At 42.8% G+C, this 18600-nt stretch carries 18 protein-coding genes and 1 riboswitch; of the genes, 11 read left to right on the plus strand and 7 right to left on the minus strand.

Annotation, left to right across the window (positions count from 1 at the left end):
- Nucleotides 1-7: 7 nt before the first annotated feature.
- Nucleotides 8-646, minus strand: coding sequence for a GTP cyclohydrolase I FolE (gene folE / locus L2740_RS18395; RefSeq protein WP_248951512.1), 639 nt, complete (start codon nt 644-646; stop codon nt 8-10).
- Nucleotides 647-694: 48 nt separating this feature from the next.
- The gene (gene folX, locus L2740_RS18400; RefSeq protein WP_248951513.1) at nt 695-1060 is read right to left on the minus strand and encodes a dihydroneopterin triphosphate 2'-epimerase; all 366 of its coding nucleotides are present in this window, start codon (nt 1058-1060) and stop codon (nt 695-697) included.
- 146 nt (nt 1061-1206) lie between these two features.
- Here folX and L2740_RS18405 point away from each other — a divergent pair, with 146 nt between their 5' ends.
- The 7 genes from L2740_RS18405 to L2740_RS18435 all read left to right on the plus strand — a co-directional run bounded on the left by L2740_RS18405 (nt 1207) and on the right by L2740_RS18435 (nt 5412).
- The gene (locus L2740_RS18405) at nt 1207-1659 is read left to right on the plus strand and encodes a DUF3429 domain-containing protein (RefSeq protein ID WP_248951514.1); all 453 of its coding nucleotides are present in this window, start codon (nt 1207-1209) and stop codon (nt 1657-1659) included.
- Nucleotides 1656-2042, plus strand: coding sequence for a thiol-disulfide oxidoreductase DCC family protein (locus tag L2740_RS18410; protein ID WP_248951515.1), 387 nt, complete (start codon nt 1656-1658; stop codon nt 2040-2042). The genes L2740_RS18405 and L2740_RS18410 overlap by 4 nt, the downstream gene beginning before the upstream one ends.
- Before the next feature lie 102 nt (nt 2043-2144).
- A complete protein-coding gene (locus L2740_RS18415; protein WP_248951516.1) occupies nt 2145-2429 on the plus strand; it encodes a BufA1 family periplasmic bufferin-type metallophore in 285 nt (94 codons plus the stop codon).
- Nucleotides 2429-3286: an MbnB/TglH/ChrH family RiPP precursor modification enzyme gene (locus L2740_RS18420; protein ID WP_248951517.1), complete on the plus strand. Its 858-nt coding sequence runs from the start codon at nt 2429-2431 to the stop codon at nt 3284-3286. Before L2740_RS18415 ends, L2740_RS18420 begins: the two co-directional genes overlap by 1 nt.
- On the plus strand, nt 3277-4149 hold the full coding sequence (locus L2740_RS18425) for an HvfC/BufC N-terminal domain-containing protein (protein ID WP_248951518.1): 873 nt from the start codon (nt 3277-3279) through the stop codon (nt 4147-4149). The genes L2740_RS18420 and L2740_RS18425 overlap by 10 nt, the downstream gene beginning before the upstream one ends.
- Nucleotides 4142-4621, plus strand: a complete 480-nt coding sequence (locus L2740_RS18430; RefSeq protein ID WP_248951519.1) for an RNA polymerase sigma factor — start codon at nt 4142-4144, stop codon at nt 4619-4621. Before L2740_RS18425 ends, L2740_RS18430 begins: the two co-directional genes overlap by 8 nt.
- 5 nt (nt 4622-4626) lie before the next feature.
- On the plus strand, nt 4627-5412 hold the full coding sequence (locus tag L2740_RS18435) for a hypothetical protein (protein ID WP_248951520.1): 786 nt from the start codon (nt 4627-4629) through the stop codon (nt 5410-5412).
- A gap of 126 nt (nt 5413-5538) precedes the next feature.
- Here the strand turns inward: L2740_RS18435 and L2740_RS18440 are convergent, their stop codons facing one another.
- A complete protein-coding gene (locus L2740_RS18440) occupies nt 5539-5982 on the minus strand; it encodes a putative hemolysin (RefSeq protein ID WP_248951521.1) in 444 nt (147 codons plus the stop codon).
- Nucleotides 5983-6397: 415 nt separating this feature from the next.
- Between L2740_RS18440 and katE1 the strand changes: the two genes are divergently transcribed.
- Complete coding sequence (katE1, locus tag L2740_RS18445) at nt 6398-7864, plus strand: catalase KatE1 (protein WP_248951559.1); 1467 nt, start codon at nt 6398-6400, stop codon at nt 7862-7864.
- Between the two features lie 196 nt (nt 7865-8060).
- Nucleotides 8061-8624: an ankyrin repeat domain-containing protein gene (locus tag L2740_RS18450; RefSeq protein WP_248951522.1), complete on the plus strand. Its 564-nt coding sequence runs from the start codon at nt 8061-8063 to the stop codon at nt 8622-8624.
- A 61-nt stretch (nt 8625-8685) separates the two neighbouring features.
- Here L2740_RS18450 and moeB read toward each other — a convergent pair whose 3' ends face one another.
- Nucleotides 8686-9456 carry a molybdopterin-synthase adenylyltransferase MoeB gene (gene moeB, locus L2740_RS18455; RefSeq protein WP_248951523.1) on the minus strand — a complete coding sequence of 257 codons (771 nt, stop codon included), beginning with the start codon at nt 9454-9456 and terminating at the stop codon, nt 8686-8688.
- A gap of 33 nt (nt 9457-9489) precedes the next feature.
- Nucleotides 9490-10734, minus strand: coding sequence for a molybdopterin molybdotransferase MoeA (gene moeA / locus L2740_RS18460; RefSeq protein ID WP_248951524.1), 1245 nt, complete (start codon nt 10732-10734; stop codon nt 9490-9492).
- Between the two features lie 350 nt (nt 10735-11084).
- On the opposite strand from moeA, the gene ftnA reads away from it, so the two are divergent.
- The gene (gene ftnA / locus L2740_RS18465; protein ID WP_248471644.1) at nt 11085-11612 is read left to right on the plus strand and encodes a non-heme ferritin; all 528 of its coding nucleotides are present in this window, start codon (nt 11085-11087) and stop codon (nt 11610-11612) included.
- A 74-nt stretch (nt 11613-11686) separates the two neighbouring features.
- Here the strand turns inward: ftnA and L2740_RS18470 are convergent, their stop codons facing one another.
- Entirely contained in the window at nt 11687-14914 is a 3228-nt protein-coding gene (locus L2740_RS18470) for an EAL domain-containing protein (protein ID WP_248951525.1), read from the minus strand.
- A 289-nt stretch (nt 14915-15203) separates the two neighbouring features.
- A complete protein-coding gene (gene ribB / locus L2740_RS18475; protein WP_248951526.1) occupies nt 15204-15842 on the minus strand; it encodes a 3,4-dihydroxy-2-butanone-4-phosphate synthase in 639 nt (212 codons plus the stop codon).
- Between the two features lie 159 nt (nt 15843-16001).
- A riboswitch (FMN riboswitch) is annotated at nt 16002-16257 on the minus strand.
- A gap of 171 nt (nt 16258-16428) precedes the next feature.
- Between ribB and L2740_RS18480 the strand changes: the two genes are divergently transcribed.
- On the plus strand, nt 16429-18594 hold the full coding sequence (locus L2740_RS18480) for a S9 family peptidase (protein ID WP_248951527.1): 2166 nt from the start codon (nt 16429-16431) through the stop codon (nt 18592-18594).
- Nucleotides 18595-18600 lie beyond the last annotated feature (6 nt).

Below are 18600 nucleotides of genomic sequence, written 5' to 3' on the forward strand. Positions count from 1 at the left end.
CTAATTGTTATCGAAGAAACTCTATTCGAGTCGCAGAGTTGGCTTTAAATGCACCACCCAAAGCCGTAGTTTGAGTTTGCGATTGAGTATCCATAACACCGCGCGATTTAACGCAATAATGGGTCGCATCTATGCTCACTGCTACGTCTTCGGTACCGAGTAGAGTTTGTAGTGCAACCAATACCTGCTTGGTTAAGCGCTCTTGTACTTGAGGGCGTTGGGCAAAAAAGCGCACTAGGCGATTGATTTTCGATAGGCCAATAATGGTTTGCTTAGGAATATAAGCCACTTTTGCTAGGCCATCGATGGTAATGAAGTGGTGCTCACAAGTGCTGACTACACTAATATCGCTAATCTTTACCATTTCATCCACGCCCATTTTGTTGTCAATTTGGGTGATTTTAGGAAAGTTTGCGTAATCTAGGCCGGCAAAAATCTCGTTAACGTACATTTTTGCTATGCGGTGCGGTGTTTCGCACAAGCTGTCATCGCTGAGATCGAGTCCCAGTGTTGACACCACTTCAGTCATTAGGCCCTTAATACGAGTATATTTTTGTTCGGCGCTCATATCCGAATCCACAAGTGGCGTTTCCAGCCCTTGAGCAATGAGAGCGTTCTTAACTTGTTCTGCGGGTGATAATTCCATAATCAACTCCTAACGAGGCGGTAAATCGCTTTAGTAAGTTGCGTAATGCTAGTCACGCTGATATTCCAGCGTTAGCGATACTGAATCTGCAAATCGCAGTGCATGAGGCTTGTCAACCGTGACTCGAGCAAACTGCACCCAACAATGGTCGCGACTAATATCGAGTACGTCTGACACTAATTTTTCTAGTAACAGGAAGCGTCCTGCTTCAACATGTTTGATCACCGCTTTGGTGACCTTCTTATAGTTAAGCGCTTCTTCAACGTTGTCTTCGTTGATTGCATGTTGCGCCGGGTAATGGATCTCAATATTTATCACCACGTCTTGCATTTTTTCACGTTCTTCTTGGTTAAATCCAATGTAAGTACGTAGGCGTAAATTGGTAATTTTTATTATCGCGTTACTCGTTGGCATAGGCAGTCCTTTTCTTTTAACTATAGGCCAGAGTACGCGATATTCAGTAATTTAGATCATCTGAGTGAATATTATTACCAGTTTTATAGATCCAAACTGCTGTAATTGCCGTAAATAAAATCACAGTTTTTACAGAGTGGACGGCAATGAAAAGTACGCAACAAATATGGACTTGGCTTGGGTACGCAGGGCTACTGCCATTTATCATCTCCACACTGATGGTGTGGACGGGTTGGGCGTTACCGTGGCTAGAGCCTATTCATGCATTCATTAGTTACAGCGCAATCATTTTGAGCTTTCTTGCTGGCACATTGTGGGGCAGGGTGCTGTCTCTCTATTCTATCGATAATGTGGCCAACCTGCTTATCCTGAGTAATTTATACGCCATACTCGCTTGGGTTTCGTTACTTATTTCTATGCCAGCTGTTGGTTTGATCGCACTCGCATTTGGCTACTTCAGTTTGCTTAGCGTTGAAAAGAGTTGTCAGAATTTGCCGAATAACACCAGTTACAGGCAAATGCGTGTTCGCCTAACCTTTGTCGCCTTGTTAACCCACTTAATGATGTTGTTGCACCTAGCAACTGGAGGATTAAGATGAAATTGCGAATATTCTATGATTCATTGTGTCCACTGTGCGCTGCTGAAATGCAGCAAATTAAAGCGCTTGATGTTGATGACAATGTAGAGCTTCAAGATTTGAATCAAGAGGGCTTTGAGCAAAAGTTCCCTTATATTGATTTTGCCTATGCTAACAAAATTTTGCATGGTGAGCTGGCTGATGGCACGTTAATCAAAGGGCTAGATGTGACTTATGAAGCATGGGCGGCAGTAGGCAAAGCGCGTTGGGTAGCTTTGCTGCGCTGTCCGCTTGTAAAGCCTGCCGCAGACCTAGGCTACCGATTTTTTGCTAAACATCGATACCGAATTTCATATTTACTCACAGGTAAACAGCGCTGTGAAAGTGGTACTTGCCCCCGATAATTCTATGTTGGACTAAAATTACTTTTGACAGAGATGCAATCAATAGCCACGTCCACTCGTTACAGCTATTGAACATCTTATCCATCAAAAGGGATTAACAACATGAAATCAACTAAAACGGCAGTTAGTGCCACAGTAGCGGGTATCCTTGCTGCAAGTATTTCCATGGCTGCTCAAGCTGTACCTGAACAGCCAAAAGAGTGGGAGAAATGTGCCGGTATAGCCAAAGCTGGTGCCAATGATTGCGGCGCATTAGACGGTAGTCATGGCTGTGCAGGGCAAGCCAAAGAAGACAATATGCCAACTGAATGGGTGTATGTGCCTGCAGGCACTTGTGACAAAATTACTGGTGGTGAAGTTAAAGCGGTTAAACCGGCCAAAGGCTAATGCCGCAATCTGTCATATCTGGCGCGGGCATAGGTCTGCGCACTCCCCATACTCAGCAGCTCCTCGCTGACGAAACTATAGTTATCCCTTGGCTTGAGCTCTTGGCCGACAATTGGATGGCTGCCGGTGGACTCAATAAGTATCTGCTTCAAGCTGTTAGTGAGCGCTTCCCTGTGGTGCTGCATTCTGTTGGTTTATCACTTGGTGGCCCCAACGCCCTCGATTTTGACTATTTAACTCAAATTAAAACCCTTAAACAGCAAACTGGCGCTCATTGGTATTCAGAGCACGCTAGCTTTTCAGGTGATGCCGACTTTAAAGTTGCAGACCTTTTGCCCTTGCCTTATACCCAAGAGGCGGTGATGCATATCAGCCAGAGAATTAAGCAAACTCAAGACTTTTTAGGTGAGCGGATCTTGCTGGAGAATGTCTCGACATACATGAGCTGCCGCCATAATGAGTTGAGTGAGGGAGAGTTTATTGCCGCGATTGCCAAAGAGGCTGATTGTTACTTATTGCTAGATATTAATAATGCTTTTGTCACAAGTGTGAATTTAGGTCAGTCGATGCAGGCATTTATTGATGCAATACTGGTAGAGAGGGTTAAACAGATCCATTTAGCTGGCTTTGATGATAAGGGTGAGCACTTACTCGATGCCCACAATCATCCGGTTGCTCCTCAAGTGTGGTTGGCATTTCGCACCTTTATTGAGAAACACGGTGCGCTCCCTAGCATGATTGAATGGGATAGTGACTTACCAAGCTTGCCTAGGCTTTTACAAGAGCGCCAATTAGCTGCAGGTATTTTACAGGCTAATGGACAAGATAGTCAGCAAGGTGCAGAGCAATGCGCTTAGCGCAGTGGCAATCGGCATTTGTGAACGCATTAGCGCCACAACAAAGTGACGCGTCATTGCTCGATTTGGTTACTAATGAGCAAAAACAGAGATTTCATATTTACCAAAACAATGCCTTTCAAGCTCAGCTAAATGCACTGCAACAAACCTTTCCTGTTTGTCACATAGTCGTAGGTGAGCTTTGCTTTAGCCAATTAGCTAAGCGCTATACATTGCAATATCCACTGCGAGATCTAAACCTCAATAGCTATGGGCAAAACTTCCCAGGTTGGTTAACGCAAGAAATAACCAATTATAGTGCCTTTAAAGATTTAGCTTATCTGGGGGAGTTAGCGCAATTGGAGTGGCAAATAAACCAAAGTTATTACGCTATGGATAGCGATAGCTTTATGTTAAATCACAATGAGCTTGCTCAATTAGCAAGCTTAGCTGATGCAGCGCAGCAGCAAGCAATATTGCTTTTATCTCCCGCAGTTAGCTTGTTGAATTGTGGGTTTCCTGTCGAGAAAATTTGGCAAAAGTATCAGTCTCATAGAGCTAGCCATGCTCAGGTCGAGCAAGATTCAACTTCATCAAACTCAAACCAAGCAAAAGACGAACAAGGTCCCGCGGAGCAGCTTTCAAATGAAAAGCTGCGAGATAAACACCGGCATTTAGTTATATATCGGCAGCAATATCAGAGTAAGGTTTGCAGTGTTGAGCCTAATCAAATGCAATTATTGCAAGCCATTGCTTCGCAGCAAACTTTGGCAGAGTTAACAGCATCAGAGATCGATCTTAATCTGCTTACCGAGTTAATCGAGCGACAATGGCTGTGTGGTTTTAGCTTGCAGCAGTTAGATGATGTGACTGAAGATGGATAAGGTATTACTGCAAAGTTTGTATCGATATTGCTACTGTTTGACCGCTAATACCTCTCAAGCTGAAGACCTATTGCAATCCGCAATTGAGCGATGGTTAACAAGCTCCGCTACACCAGAATATATTGGCGCATACATACGTAAAATTATTCGTAATCAATTTATTGATAACTGTCGGCGCAATAATTTAGTCGATTTTGAACCTTTAGAAGAAAATGCCCCGGCACTGTTAGGCGAGTCTTGTTTAGAGGATATAGAGATCCAACACAATCTGCTTGAATACCTGTTCGAGCAACTTAATGCAGCAGAAAGAGAAGTGCTCTATCTGTGGGCAATAGAAGGTTATAGCGCAGCTGAAATTGCTATTGATTTAGAGCAGCCAAGAGGCACTATTTTGTCACGCTTACACAGGGTAAAAGTTAAGGCAGCACAGTTAATGGTATCAGCTCATGCTAAGCAACAAATAAGGGGATAATGACCGTGAGCAATCGTACGTCGGGTTTTAAATCCCTAGTAAAACAGCATATCGAAAGCCAAAACTTAACCAGTGAAGGCTTTGCTAAAATTAGCGCGCTTTTTGAAAACAAACAGCCAGTATTAGAGGCTCTTAGTAAAGAGCAGGCAATGGCTAAAGCAGATCTGGATGAGATAAATCCAAATGCAGATAGGGCGCTTGCTTCGGAACTAACTTCAACGGCAACAGCTAAAACTGCACTTGTTGGTCATGGCAAAAGAGTTAAGTCGTTAGTTGCTGTTATGTTGGCTGTAACTGGATGTGCATTATTAGCCATTGTACTTAACACCTCCTTGGAGCTTGATTGGCAGCAGAGCTTTGTGAATGCAGAGTCTCAAATAAATGGTGATGGCGTAACGAGTAATATGGCCCGCAAAATAGCAGAGGAAGTGGCGACAAATCATATCAAAATGAAACCCTTGGAGATCCAAGCGGCGCAACTATCATCACTGAGAAATTACTTTACTGAGCTCGACTTTACTCTGGTGAATTCACGGCAAATAAATTCGACGAGTCAGATGCTCGGTGGGCGTTATTGCTCGATACAAGGGCTGACTGCTGCGCAAATTAGATTTAATGATAACAATCGGTTAGTCACTTTATACGAAGTGCAATATGACTCGGCTAGATACGGTAAATTGCCCAATATTGATAATGGCGACCTCCCCATTCAGCTCGTGGTAAGGGGGGTGGACATTGCTATTTGGGTCGAAAGAGGTTTGTTGATGGCTACAGCCAGTTCAGAGAGTTAGTGCATTTAAAGTAAGTATATTTAGCTTAAGGCAAAGTAGAAAGTTGGTACTTTTATTAGTGGCAGATCTGCGAAAGTAAATGACTACAGCGCCAGATTAATTGCAGCTCTGTAGTCATGTTTTGTGTTAGTCAGTAACCTTATTATCGCGACGATATAGCGCCCATTGGTCTATTTGTTCACCTGTGGTTAGCGTGCAAATTGCTGTGGCTAAATCGACTTTTCCCCCCTGTGCAATGCAGTTTTCAGTTGCAGGGTTAGGTTTACCAACTTGTGGCTTAATTAGTTCATCGGTATTTTTGTTGGCAGGTTTTTGCGGATGATCTTTACGGTATAAACTCCACTCTTCAATACGCTCACCGTTTGGCAATACGCAATAGCCAACTTCACCGTCAGTCTGCTTTTCAATTTCGACTTTACCGCCCAATGATACGCAATAGGTTGAGGCTGGATTTGCCAGTTGAGTTGCTGGTGGGGTTTTGTCTGCTGCTGGATTACAAGCTGACAGGAGCAAGGCTCCCGCTATTAATGCGGTGATCTTATGTTGTATTAAACAATTCATCTGGCTCATTGGCGACTCCATTGCTGTCTTTAACTGTATTTATTAAGGCTTATAGCGTTAATAACGTTATTCAGTTTAAAAAGGGTTATCCATCTCGAGATTAATCTACGGAAGCTTTAACTTGATCACAAGTAACTAATAGCGTCGGTTAGCCTGAGATATGAAAATTTGCAGTTTATCGGTTTCTTCGTCATCGATTTACTGATGAGTTTGTTGGATGATTTGTCTGAACTTTTGCTTGTTACTGATGATTTATATCGAATCGATAGGTTTTTGCGATATATCCAATCGATAAAGGTCGCTTCTTTTAATTAGCAATTTCACTCACACTGTTTTTAGGCAGAAAGAGCGCACTTTGTTAATTAATGGAATACTCATGGAAATAGTAAAAAAGGCAAGTTTCGCATTATCTTTGTCATTGATTATGGCCAATGCTCAGGCCGAAACCCTAACTCGTGATAACGGTGCGCCTGTTGGAGATAATCAAAATTCAATTACAGCGGGTAGCAACGGCAGTGTATTGCTGCAAGATGTACAGTTAATACAAAAGCTACAAAGATTTGCTCGAGAGCGGATCCCCGAGCGTGTTGTTCACGCTAGAGGCACAGGTGTTCATGGAGAGTTCATTGCTAGCGGTGACTGGAGTCAATTAACTCAAGCGGCTCCTTTTGCTAAAGCCGGAAAAGTTACTCCGGTATTTGTGCGGTTCTCAACTGTTATTCACTCAAAAGGGTCACCGGAAACGCTACGCGACCCTCGTGGCTTTGCTACACGTTTTTATTCCGAGCAGGGGAATTGGGATCTCGTTGGTAATAATTTACCTGTGTTCTTTATTCGAGATGCGATCAAGTTCCCTGACATGGTGCATTCCCTTAAACCATCTCCAATTACAAATCTTCAAGATCCGAATCGCTTTTTTGATTTCTTTAGTCATGAAGCAACAGCAACCAATATGTTGACTTGGGTTTATACCAATCTAGGCACGCCAGCCAGCTACAGAAAAATGGATGGTTGGGGCGTGCATGCATATAAGTTCATTAACGATGAGCATCAGGTTAAATACGTTAAGTTTCACTGGAAGAGTCAGCAAGGGGTTGAGGGATTACGACCTGACGAAGTGATAAAAGTACAAGGACAGAACTTTAACCACCTTACCGATGATCTTTATAGCGAGATAAATAACGGCAATTTTCCCAAATGGGATCTGATGGTAAAAGTGTTGCGCCCAGAGGACTTGGATAAATTTGATTATAACCCGCTAGATGCAACAAAAATGTGGCTTGATGTGCCAGAAACCAAAGTGGGGACCATGACGTTAAATCGTGTTCCGAGCAATTTCTTTCAAGAAACTGAGCAGGCCGCTTTTGCACCTTCTAACTTAATTCCAGGTATTGAGCCATCAGAGGATAAGTTGTTACAGGGGCGCATTTTTTCTTATGCCGATACTCAGCTGTATCGCTTAGGGGCCAATTTATCTCAGTTACCCATTAATCTGCCTAAAGTGGCCGTAGTTAATCATAACCAAGAAGGGGCGGCGAACTATGGCCATACCAACTCGGATGTTAACTATCAACCTAGCTCGCAACTCACTTTAGCTGAAGATACTCGTTATCGCGCGGTGCAGACTCCGTTATCGGGTCATGTGCAGCAAGCAGTTATCACTAAGCAGGATAACTTTACTCAAGCAGGTAAGTTGTACCGTAGTTTGAGTAAACAAGACAAGCGTGACTTGATTACTAACTTATCAGCAGATTTAGGCAAGGTACGAGACACTAATGTAAAACATCAAATGCTGAGTTATTTCTATTTAGCCGATAAGGATTTTGGTGAGCGTTTGACCCAAGCTGTAGCTGGCGATTTAAGTGAGGTAAAAAGGCGCGCCAATAGTTAGCAACTTTTTGCTTAATATTTACTGGGCGGTACCGATTTTTTAAGTAAGTCCCGTGAGGCGCGTGTAGCTCTTTTCTGCCCAGCTCAGAGTGCGTCTTGCGGGCAACCAAAATATCAATAAATACTAATGTAGTCAGCAAGCATCGATTGCATGGGTTAGTTATTGGACGTTGATATAAGCGATGGAGGTCAACGTTATGCTGGGTTACTTTTCATTAAAACAAAATTTAATTGGCTTCTGGCTGATTTTTGCTGTGGCAGTGTTCACTAATCATGATGCACAGGCTTATGCCTACGTTACTGATGAGCTTGCACAATCAGATAATAAGCAAGAGCAAACAGATAAAGATAAGGTGAGCTATGGGCATTTGTTAATGGACTATTTCTTTGCAGCTGCGCGAACAGGTAATGTTGAAGTATTAAATCAGTTTATCGACTCAGGCTTTCCGGTTGATCAGCGTAATAGTCAAAGCTATACCGCGTTGATGGTAGCGGCTTATCACGGACAACTACAAGCTACCAAAATCCTGCTTCAGCATGGGGCTAATGCATGCCTACAAGATAAGCGTGGCAATATTGCAATTATGGGCGCGCTGATTAAAGCGGAGTTTGCCATTGTAAAACAGCTATACCAGCAAGAGTGCTCAGCTAAGCTGACGAATAAATCTGGAATGACGCTCGAAGAGTTTGCTCGCTATTGGGGACAAGAAGATAAGCTAAAAAGTGCAAGGGAAGAAACAAAACAGCAAACACCGCCATAGGCTGTGTTTGCCGTAGTACTCAATATTTGTGGAGCAAGTGGCTTAAATTGAGGCTAATTGCCTAACCGCAGACTTTGCATTGTGGCATTTTAGGTAGCTTCATTTCACGAAATTCCATAGTCATGGCATCAATCATCAAAATACGACCCGCTAAGCTTTTGCCCATTTGCGCAATCACTTTAATCGCTTCTACTGCTTGTAGGCAGCCAATCATACCGACTACTGGCGCTAAAATACCTGACTCAACACAGCTTAATTGCTGCTCGCCAAATAACTTGCTGAAGCAGTGGTAACAAGGCGAATCAGCTTGGTAGTCAAATACGGTAACCATGCCTTCCATGCGAATAGCAGCTGCTGAAATCAACGGTTTTTTGTGCTTAAAACAGCTTTGATTTAGCTGCTCACGCACTGCAACGTTATCGGTGCAATCCATAATGATGCTGTGCTGCTCAACTAAGGCGTCGATTTCATGATCGTCTAAAACCGCGTTAATGGTCTCAATATGAATATGAGGATTAAGCGCTGTTAAACTCTGCTTGGCTGAATCTACCTTAGCTTGGCCGACGTTAGCTTCCTGGTGCAGTACTTGTCGCTGTAGATTTGATATTTCAACAGTATCAAAATCCACTAAGGTCATTGACCCGGCACCTGCAACAGCCAAATACTGACTTGCAGCGCAACCTAAGCCGCCAGCCCCAATAATCAATATTTTGGCGAGTTTAAGCTTTTCTTGGCCTTCAAAATCCATCGACTTAATCGAGATTTGGCGGCTGTAACGCAATATTTCTGCGTCAGACAGGATCTCGTCTGTTGCATGCTGTTCGGTAGACATCAAATAGATCTCATATGTTTACACTATGGCTGCTTAGCTAAGCACGCCGTTAAAAGGTTCGACAGTAACTTGTGTGCCATCACTTAGGCCATCACAGTCTTGCGCCAGAATAATAAAGCAGTTAGCCATTGTCATTGAGGTCAACATGCCAGAGCCTTGGCCACCAGTGATTGCTACTTCAGCTTCACCGTTGGCGTTATAGCTTAAAATAGCACGTTGATACTCAACACGACCCGCTTGCTTGCGGATCTCGCCTTTGAGTCTGGCTTGTAAAGTCACAGGTTGGCTTTGTGGTAAGCCCTGCATTTTGGTCAGTAGTGGCCAAACTAACTTATAGAAAGTCACCATTGATGACACTGGGTTGCCAGGTAGGCCACAAAAAACGGCATCGCCTAAATGGCCAAAAGCAAAAGGTTTTCCGGGCTTGATGGCAAGCTTCCAGAAAGTAATTTGGCCTTCTTCATCAAGGATTTGTTTAGTGTAATCGGCATCGCCAACTGATACACCGCCAGAAGTGATAACCATATCGGCACAATCCGCAGCGGTTTGAAATGCTTGGCGAATTGCTTCTTTGTTGTCTTCAACAACGCCTAAATCAATCCATTCGATATTGCCGCGGCTTAGCATGCCTTGAATACTATAACGATTAGAGTCGTAGATTTGGCCTGGGCCAAGCTCGCTGCCTACTGGACGTAGTTCATCACCAGTAGAGAAAAAAGCGACTTTAACGATGCGTTTAACGCGTAACTGGCTTGCACCAATTGTGGCCAATACACCCATTTCGGCTGCGCCGATTAACGTACCCGCACTCAGTACTTTGGTGCCACTGCTAAGTTCTTCGCCGCGACAACGTACATTGGCACCGATCTCTTTTGGCGCTTCAATGGTAATTTGCTCGCCATCAGCGGTGACTTTTTCTTGCATTTGTACGGTATCGTAACCGTGTGGAACTGGCGCGCCAGTCATAATGCGAATACAAGCACCTGGCAGACATTCACCAGTAAAAGGGTGACCAGCGAAAGATTGACCAATAAGCTTAAGTGGTTGGCCGGCGGCTAAATCTGCAAAACGAAAGGCGTAACCGTCCATTGCAGAGTTATCAAATGGTGGAAGATCGATGTGTGAAGCAAGATCTTCGGCGAGCACACGACCTAGTGCTTGAGGCAGCGTCACGACTTCAGAGTCTGTGATTGGCTTAACTTGTTCTAATAATTTAACGATAGCCTGATCGGGATGCATTAGGCTAGGTTGAGAACATGGATCTGCATGAGTCTGCATCTATCTATCCTTGAGACGTAAATCGGAACGTTAAGTAAAAACGAATATAGTGCATTATGCCACGGTGAATACAGATGGCTATGATCTGCGCGGCAGTTTTTAAACACAGTTGTAATAGAGTTCGTATTTACGATGAAAGTTCAGTGGTTATCACTTTGAGCCCAATTTAAAGGCTTAACTCTGATTTAACTCAGTTTTTTGTTAAATACAATCGAGGTTAAGGTAACTGAAAAGTATGTAAATGAAAACCATTATTATTTAATTAACAATCACTTAAGTAAATTTTATTGCAATTAATAGCTAGCTTGATAACAATAGGTGCCATAAACAGAAAGCCCTAAGGAATTGATATGTTAGCCCAGAAGATGATTGACCAGTTAAATGACCAGATCAATATGGAGTTTTTCTCCTCAAATCTTTATTTGCAAATGAGTGCGTGGTGCGAAGATAAAGGTTTTGAAGGGGCTGCAAAATTTATGCGTGCTCACGCTGATGAAGAGATGGGTCATATGCATCGCTTATTCACTTATGTGAGTGAAACCGGTGGTATGCCATTACTTGGTACGATTGAAGCGCCACAGGCTGACTTCCCATCTTTACTTGCTCTGTTTGAATACACTTACGAGCATGAGCAATTGATCACTAAGAAGATCAACGAACTTGCCCATGCTGCGTTTACCAATCAAGATTACTCTACGTTTAACTTCTTGCAGTGGTATGTGTCTGAACAGCATGAAGAAGAAAAACTGTTTAAGTCTATCGTTGATAAAATTCGTTTAGTTGGCGAAGACGGCAAGGCACTATTCTTTGTTGATAAAGACTTAGCTCAAATGGCTGTTGAAGAGTCAGCAAGTGTGATGACTAGCGCAGCAGTCTAAGCGTTAAACTCGCTTAACCAAAGAGCAGCCTTGGCTGCTCTTTTTTGTTTTTTACTCGATACGCTTATTGAGTATCACTGTGTAACCGCTTTTAGCTCGCTCTGATTACTAAGATACTGCAACGGCTTGCTCTGTTGTAAAAAGGCGAGTAGCTGCTGTTTTGCAACTGGCCGAGAGATTAAATAGCCCTGAGCATAATCGCAGTTTAGCGCTTGTAAAAAGTTCCACTGTTCAAGGGTTTCAACTCCCTCTGCAACCAAAGGTAGTTCAAGATTTTTTGCCATCATTAGAATCGCACGAATAAGCTTTACGTCTGACGGGTTATCGGCAATATTATCAATAAAGCTTTTATCGATTTTAATCACTGAAATCGGGCATTGGGTTAAATAGCTTAATGCTGAGTAGCCTGTACCAAAGTCATCGAGATAGATGTCGACTCCCAGCTGTTTAATGGCATCTAAACATTCTAATCGCAGCGGTTTATCTTCGATAAGTAAGCTTTCGGTGATTTCTATATGTACATCTTTAGCTTCAATGCCATGGGTGGCTAATGCTTGTTTTAATACTTCACTGAAGCAGATCCCTTTGGAATTCATACATTGTCGCGCAGACACATTTATCGCCATGCAAAGTGCAATGCCTTGGGCATGTATATCGGCAAGATCTGCAAGAGCCTGATGTAATATCCATTCACCTAAAGGTTCAATTAAGCCGGTTTCCTCTGCGATAGGGATAAAGGATTCGGGTGATATCAAGCCGTAATCTGGATCTTGCCAACGAATCAATGCTTCAACGCTGGTAATAACCCCGCTGCGCATATCCACAATAGGTTGATACTCTAGGTGAAATTCCCCTTGTTTTACCGCTTTACGCAATCTTTGCTCTAAGTGCATGCGGGCTAACATTTCTACGTTCATCTCTGGGGCGTAGTATTGGTAATGTGCACGACCATTGCGCTTAGCTTGATACATGGCGGTTTCAGAGTTGTGCAGTAGCATTTCAAGATCTTGGCCATCTTCAGGATAAAAAGCGATACCAAAACTTGATGAGATATTGGTTTCTTTACCTTCTAAAATATATGGTCGAGATAGGGCTTCACTCAACTTTTGCGCTAAAGATTCAGCACCATCACTATTGTGAGCTTGGGGGGCTATCACCACAAATTCATCGCCACCAAAACGTGCTATTGAATCGTTTGGACCTAAAACCGTTTCCAGTCTAGCTGCGGTCAGCTTGAGCACTTTATTACCAGAAGCGTGACCATGTAGCTCGTTAATATATTTGAATCTGTCTAGGTCGATAAAGAAAATTGCGACCTGAGCATTACTCTGTTTTGCATTGTCAATTGCTTGCTGCAGACGCGATGAGAATAGATGCCTATTTGGCAGTTTAGTTAATGCGTCATAGTTGCTCTTGTACCAAAGATCTTGCTCATATTGTTTGTAATTACTGGTATCAAGGAAGAGTCCAATATGTTGAGTAATCTCATTTTGACAATTTTTTACGGCAGTAATTTTGAGGTACTCAGGGTAAATCTGCCCATCTTTACGTTTGTTCCAAATTTCGCCTTCCCACTCGTTATGTTTAGCTAACGACTGCCATAGCTTTTGATAAAATTCAGAGGGATGATGAGCTGAGTTTAATATGCGCGGATTTTTACCTTTTACATCGCTAAGGCTATAGCCAGTGATTTTAGTGAAGGCAGGGTTAACGAGTTCGATGTTGTTATCTGCATCTGTAACCATAATGCCTTCAGATGAGTGTTCAAATACCGCAGATGCTCGGTGCAATGCTTGCTTTGACTTCATTCTTTCTGAAACCATTTGGTTAATAGCAATGGAGATTTGCGCAAATTCATCATTGCCTTTTACTGCTAGGTCGAGCTCTAGCCCCGGGTCTTGGGCAAGTTTCTCAACATCATCAACAATCCCTGTCACTGAGTTCATTAGATTTTGAGTAATGTTTTTACCTAATAAGTAAATCAAATAGAAAAACAGTAAGCTAGCGATAAAGCTTATATAGAAATAAGACAAGATCTGCTGCTTTTCTATCTCATTTTGGCGAATTATTTTCTCTGTTAGTTGGGTATTAAGTTTATGTAGTTTGCTAATTCCTACATCTGCGGCCTGCCACCAATCTAAGCTATTAATGACAGGAGGTTGTTGCTGCAGTTGATGCAAACTATTATGAAAATCTACATCTTGGGCCATTAGTTTGAGTGTGATAGCGGGGATCGCAGATTGCGACTCTTCAATTTGATTAGCGTACACTTGATAGTCTTCGGCCAACCGCTGTAGTTTGGTGACTATGGTTTGCTGCTCTAGCGTTAACTCATGTTCGTTAGCAAGTTTGTGCAGTGCTTGTTTTAGTGCAATATCCTTTTGTCGAAATAGTGTCAGAAACTTCGGATTTAGTGTCGCGACATAATGGTTAAAGTTGTCGTTAATCCCGTCATGACCAATGAGATCTTCAATTGCTTGGATTTGTATGACCTGGCTAAATTGGCGCTGCAATTGTTCACGGTAGTTGAGGATTAACAGATACTGCTCGCTATTGAGGAATGCTGTCAGGTTGCTATGGCTATTTGGACTCATAACCATAAGGGAGTTATTAATACTATTTTCTAGTTGTTCAGTGGTTTCAACATATTGCTGAAAAGCGAGATGATCTAGAGTCGGTGATGCTAATAGCTGATTGATAAAGCTGCGTTCTTGCCCTGCCAAATTTTGAATTTTTAGCATGTTTATTAGGTCTGAAAGCAATAGGACCTGATCTGAGTTATCGCTATTAAAACGCAATTTAGACACAAAATTAATTAAATGCTGGGTGGTAGCCGAGTAAAAATCATTTGCGTGTGGTGCGTTTAACTCAAGAATGTTTTGTCTTTCAATAACTAAATTTTTTTGTGCTGTATTGCTTTGACTCAGCTGGGTTTGTAAGGCGTTGAAGAGTTCAAGATTACTTTTAGTGTTGTTTATCGTTTTAAGTAGTGATGGACTGGATATCAAGCCTTGAATATTTTGGTCGGTGGTGAGCCATTGCTGTTGTAATGCGCTTTTGAACAAGCGACCGTTGCTGCTGATGTAGCCTGCAGATAAACCGTGTTCGTTTTGCAACTCATAAATCAGATTTTCAATACCTAATGTCACCCGAGTGGTGAGCACGTTGGAAGTCGCATTCTGATATTGCTTAAACAATACTGCGGCACTCATAACTGCCAGTAATACCAAAATAACCATAGGTATAAATACAGATAAAAACAGTTTGTTTCTTAAGCTCAATTGGCTTAATACGAGCGGCATGTGTAGGCGGCCCTCCGCAGGACATTGTTTTTGTTGTGTAACTATGTGTGGGCAAAGTATAAATCTAGTGCTAGATGTTAACCAAGTTGTAGGTGATGTGTCTCACCTAGTTCACCAAAGTCTAATCTAGGTCACGAATTTTAAACTATATTCCAAGTGTTTGACTAATAAATAGTTTTGATTGGCTGTGAAAGTTGATGTTTAGACAGTTGTTAAGAAAGGGGTGTATAAAGGCAGGGGGCGAGTACAAAGCAGCCATAAGAATAATGGCTGCTGTGTAGATTGTTGATTACTGACTATTACGGTAAGCGACAATATCTTCAATCGTTAAAACAGGCATATCGTGCTGGCGGCCAAAATCAATGATTTCAGGTAAGCGAGCCATAGTGCCATCCGGCATGGTAACCTCACATAACACGCCGAAAGGCTTTAGACCTGCAAGCTTCATTAAATCTACCGTGCCTTCAGTGTGGCCACGACGCTCTAATACTCCACCAGGGCGGGCGCGCAGCGGATAAACATGGCCAGGGCGAGCTAAGTCATCAGGTTTAGCATTATCAGCAATTGCGGCTTTGATTGTGGTGACACGATCAGCTGCTGAAACGCCAGTTGTCACCCCTTGTTTAGCTTCAATACTCACAGTAAAGGCAGTGCCATATTGGCTATTGTTATCACTTACCATTGGCGGCAGTTGTAATTGCTCAATACGTTCATCGGTAAGACATAGGCAAACAATACCGCTACATTCACGGATAAGCAGTGCCATTTGTTGGTTGGTAAGGGTTTCTGCGGCATAGATAAGATCGCCTTCGTTTTCACGATCTTCATCATCAACCACTAACACACCTTTACCTTGGCGTAGTGCAGTTAGTGCAGCGTTAACACGTTCAATTGGATTGCCAAAAGGGGCAAGTAAAGACTGATTCATGGATAACATCCTTAAAATACGACATTGGGTTGACCAGAATCAGGGCGTGCAGAAAATGACACATAGCTGGAGCCCAAATCTGGCCATAGCAATGTGCATAATAAGAGCGACAAAGGGCGCCACGAAGCTATTACTAGCTTACGGTTCCCTCGTTTATTCTTATATTCTCTTTCATCCGGACTCAGTGTACTAACTAATTAGTACCCATTACCGTCGGCTCTGGAGTAGGTGCAACCTTAGAAACGACGGGCGTCGAAGTAAAGGTCTGTTTACCAGATCTGCTGACCCTAGTTTACCTTGTGGCTATTGATGTTTAATCGCGTAAACTAGGCGCTCGCGGGCTTTTATGTTGCACTTAAAATAGGCTACATAACTTACCGCCGGTGGGGAGTTTCACCCCGCCCTGAGAATTATTTTGGTTGATGATTAAATTAGTTAATTAACCCATCGACCAAGTGGCGTTATGTTGCCCCTAATTGATTTAAATGACAAGCTGAGCTGTAAAAATGGCGATTTAGCTCAAAAAATGCCAGCGCCGCCAGCTAACCTATGGAATAGGCTGGCTGTAATTGTATAAGGATATTCGATGAAAAAAATTGCTCCGCTCATACTCAGTGCTGTACTGCTATTTGGATGTAATAATATGACTGCAAACCAAACCGTTAAACCACCTCAAGCCGATAAAATTCCCCACAGCATGACACTGCACGGTGTAACACGTGTTGATGATTATTACTGGATGCGAGATGACGAGCGCAAAGACCCGCGTATTATCGCGCATCTGAATGCCGAAAATGCCTATACAAAATCTCAGTTTCAGCCATTTAATGACTTAAAGCAGCGCTTGTTTGATGAGCTGGTAGGGCGCTTAGATAAAGATGAGTCGAGTGTTCCGTATTTTTGGCATCAGCATTGGTATTACCGTTATTACAAAGCAGGTTTTGAATATCCAGTTATTGCACGTAAATCTGAGCTAGCAAGCCAGCAAGAGCAAGTACTTTTAGATGTAAACTTGCGCGCAGAAGGGCAAGACTTCTATGGTTTGGGACAAGTCTCTACTAGCCCTGATGAAACTAAGCTGGTATTTGCTGAAGATCTATTGAGTCGCCGTATTTATAGCTTGTATGTCAAAGATCTCACTACAGGTGAGTTAATGGAAGATGTGCTAGAAGGTACCGATGGCTCCGTAGTGTGGGCTAACGACAATCTGCATCTGTTTTATATCGCGAAAGATCCACAAACCTTGTTAGGTTTTCAGGTATTCCGTCATAAGTTAGGTACGCCACAGTCTGATGACGTTTTAGTCTATGAAGAACAAGATGATGCTTTTTACATAGGTTTAGGTAAGTCACTAGATGAAACTCAAATAGTGCTTTATGCAGAGAGTACTGTAACCAGTGAAGTCAGTATGCTGGACGCCAACCAGCCTTTAGCTACATTTTCCCCGGTACTTGCAAGAGAAGAAGGGCATGAGTATTCAGTTTCTAAGTTAGGTAATAGCTATTACATCTTAACTAACTGGCAAGCGAGTAACTTCCGTTTAATGAAAGTCGCAATCAGCCAAGCAGCAGATAAGAATGCTTGGCAAGATGTGATAGCCCATGATCTTAATTCGCGCATAGAAGATGTATTGCTACTAAATGACTATATGGTGGTGCAAACTCGTGAAAAGGGCATTAGCCGTATTCGAGTTTATCCGTTTAATGGCCAAGCTGAGTTTGAGCTTGAATTTAACGACCCTGCCTATGTTGTGGGTCTGGATATTAACGCTAGCCAGCAAAGCGACAAGCTAAGAGTGTATTACTCAAGCCCAACTACTCCTGAGTCCATTTATGAATATGCCTTAGCAAAGCCAAATGAGCGCGAGCTGCTAAAACAAGAGCAGGTGCTGGGCGAGTTTAATAGTGAAGCTTACCAAGCGGAGCGTTTATTTATTAATGCTCGTGACGGTAAAGAGGTGCCTGTTACTTTGGTTTATCGTAAAGATAAATTCAGTAAAGATGGCACTAACCCGCTATATCAATACGGTTATGGCTCCTACGGCTACACGGTTGAGCCTGATTTCAGCTCATCTATTTTAAGTCTACTTGATAGAGGTGTGGTTTACGCCATCGCCCATGTGCGTGGCTCAGAGATGTTAGGTCGAGCTTGGTACGACGACGGACGCATGCTCAATAAACAAAATAGTTTTAATGATTTTGTTGATGTGACTAAGGCCCTTGTAGAGCAAGGTTATGGCGCCAAAGGCAAAGTAGTCGCTGCTGGTGGCAGTGCTGGTGGCCTACTGATGGGAGGAGTGATCAATCAAGCGCCTGAACATTACTTTGCAGTTGCTGCTCATGTGCCATTTGTTGATGTAGTCACTACTATGCTGGATGAATCGATCCCATTAACCACTAACGAATATGACGAGTGGGGTAATCCAAATGAAAAGGTCTATTTCGACTACATGCTTAGCTATGCGCCTTACGATAACATCAGCGCGCAAGCCTATCCTCACTTATTAGTCACTACCGGTTTACACGACTCACAAGTACAGTATTTTGAGCCTGCTAAATGGGTCGCTAAGCTGCGTGAGATGAAGACTGACGACAATATGCTGTTATTCGATACTGATATGGAAGCAGGACACGGCGGCAAGAGTGGCCGCTATCGTCAGTATGAGGACAAGGCGCAAGAATATGCCTTCTTTATTGGTTTGCTCGACCTAGATGAAAAGGCACAGGATGCAGCCGTTAAAGATAATGAGTAGCAAATT

It is taken from the genome of Shewanella pneumatophori, from assembly GCF_023283895.1.
Lineage (GTDB): Bacteria > Pseudomonadota > Gammaproteobacteria > Enterobacterales > Shewanellaceae > Shewanella > Shewanella pneumatophori.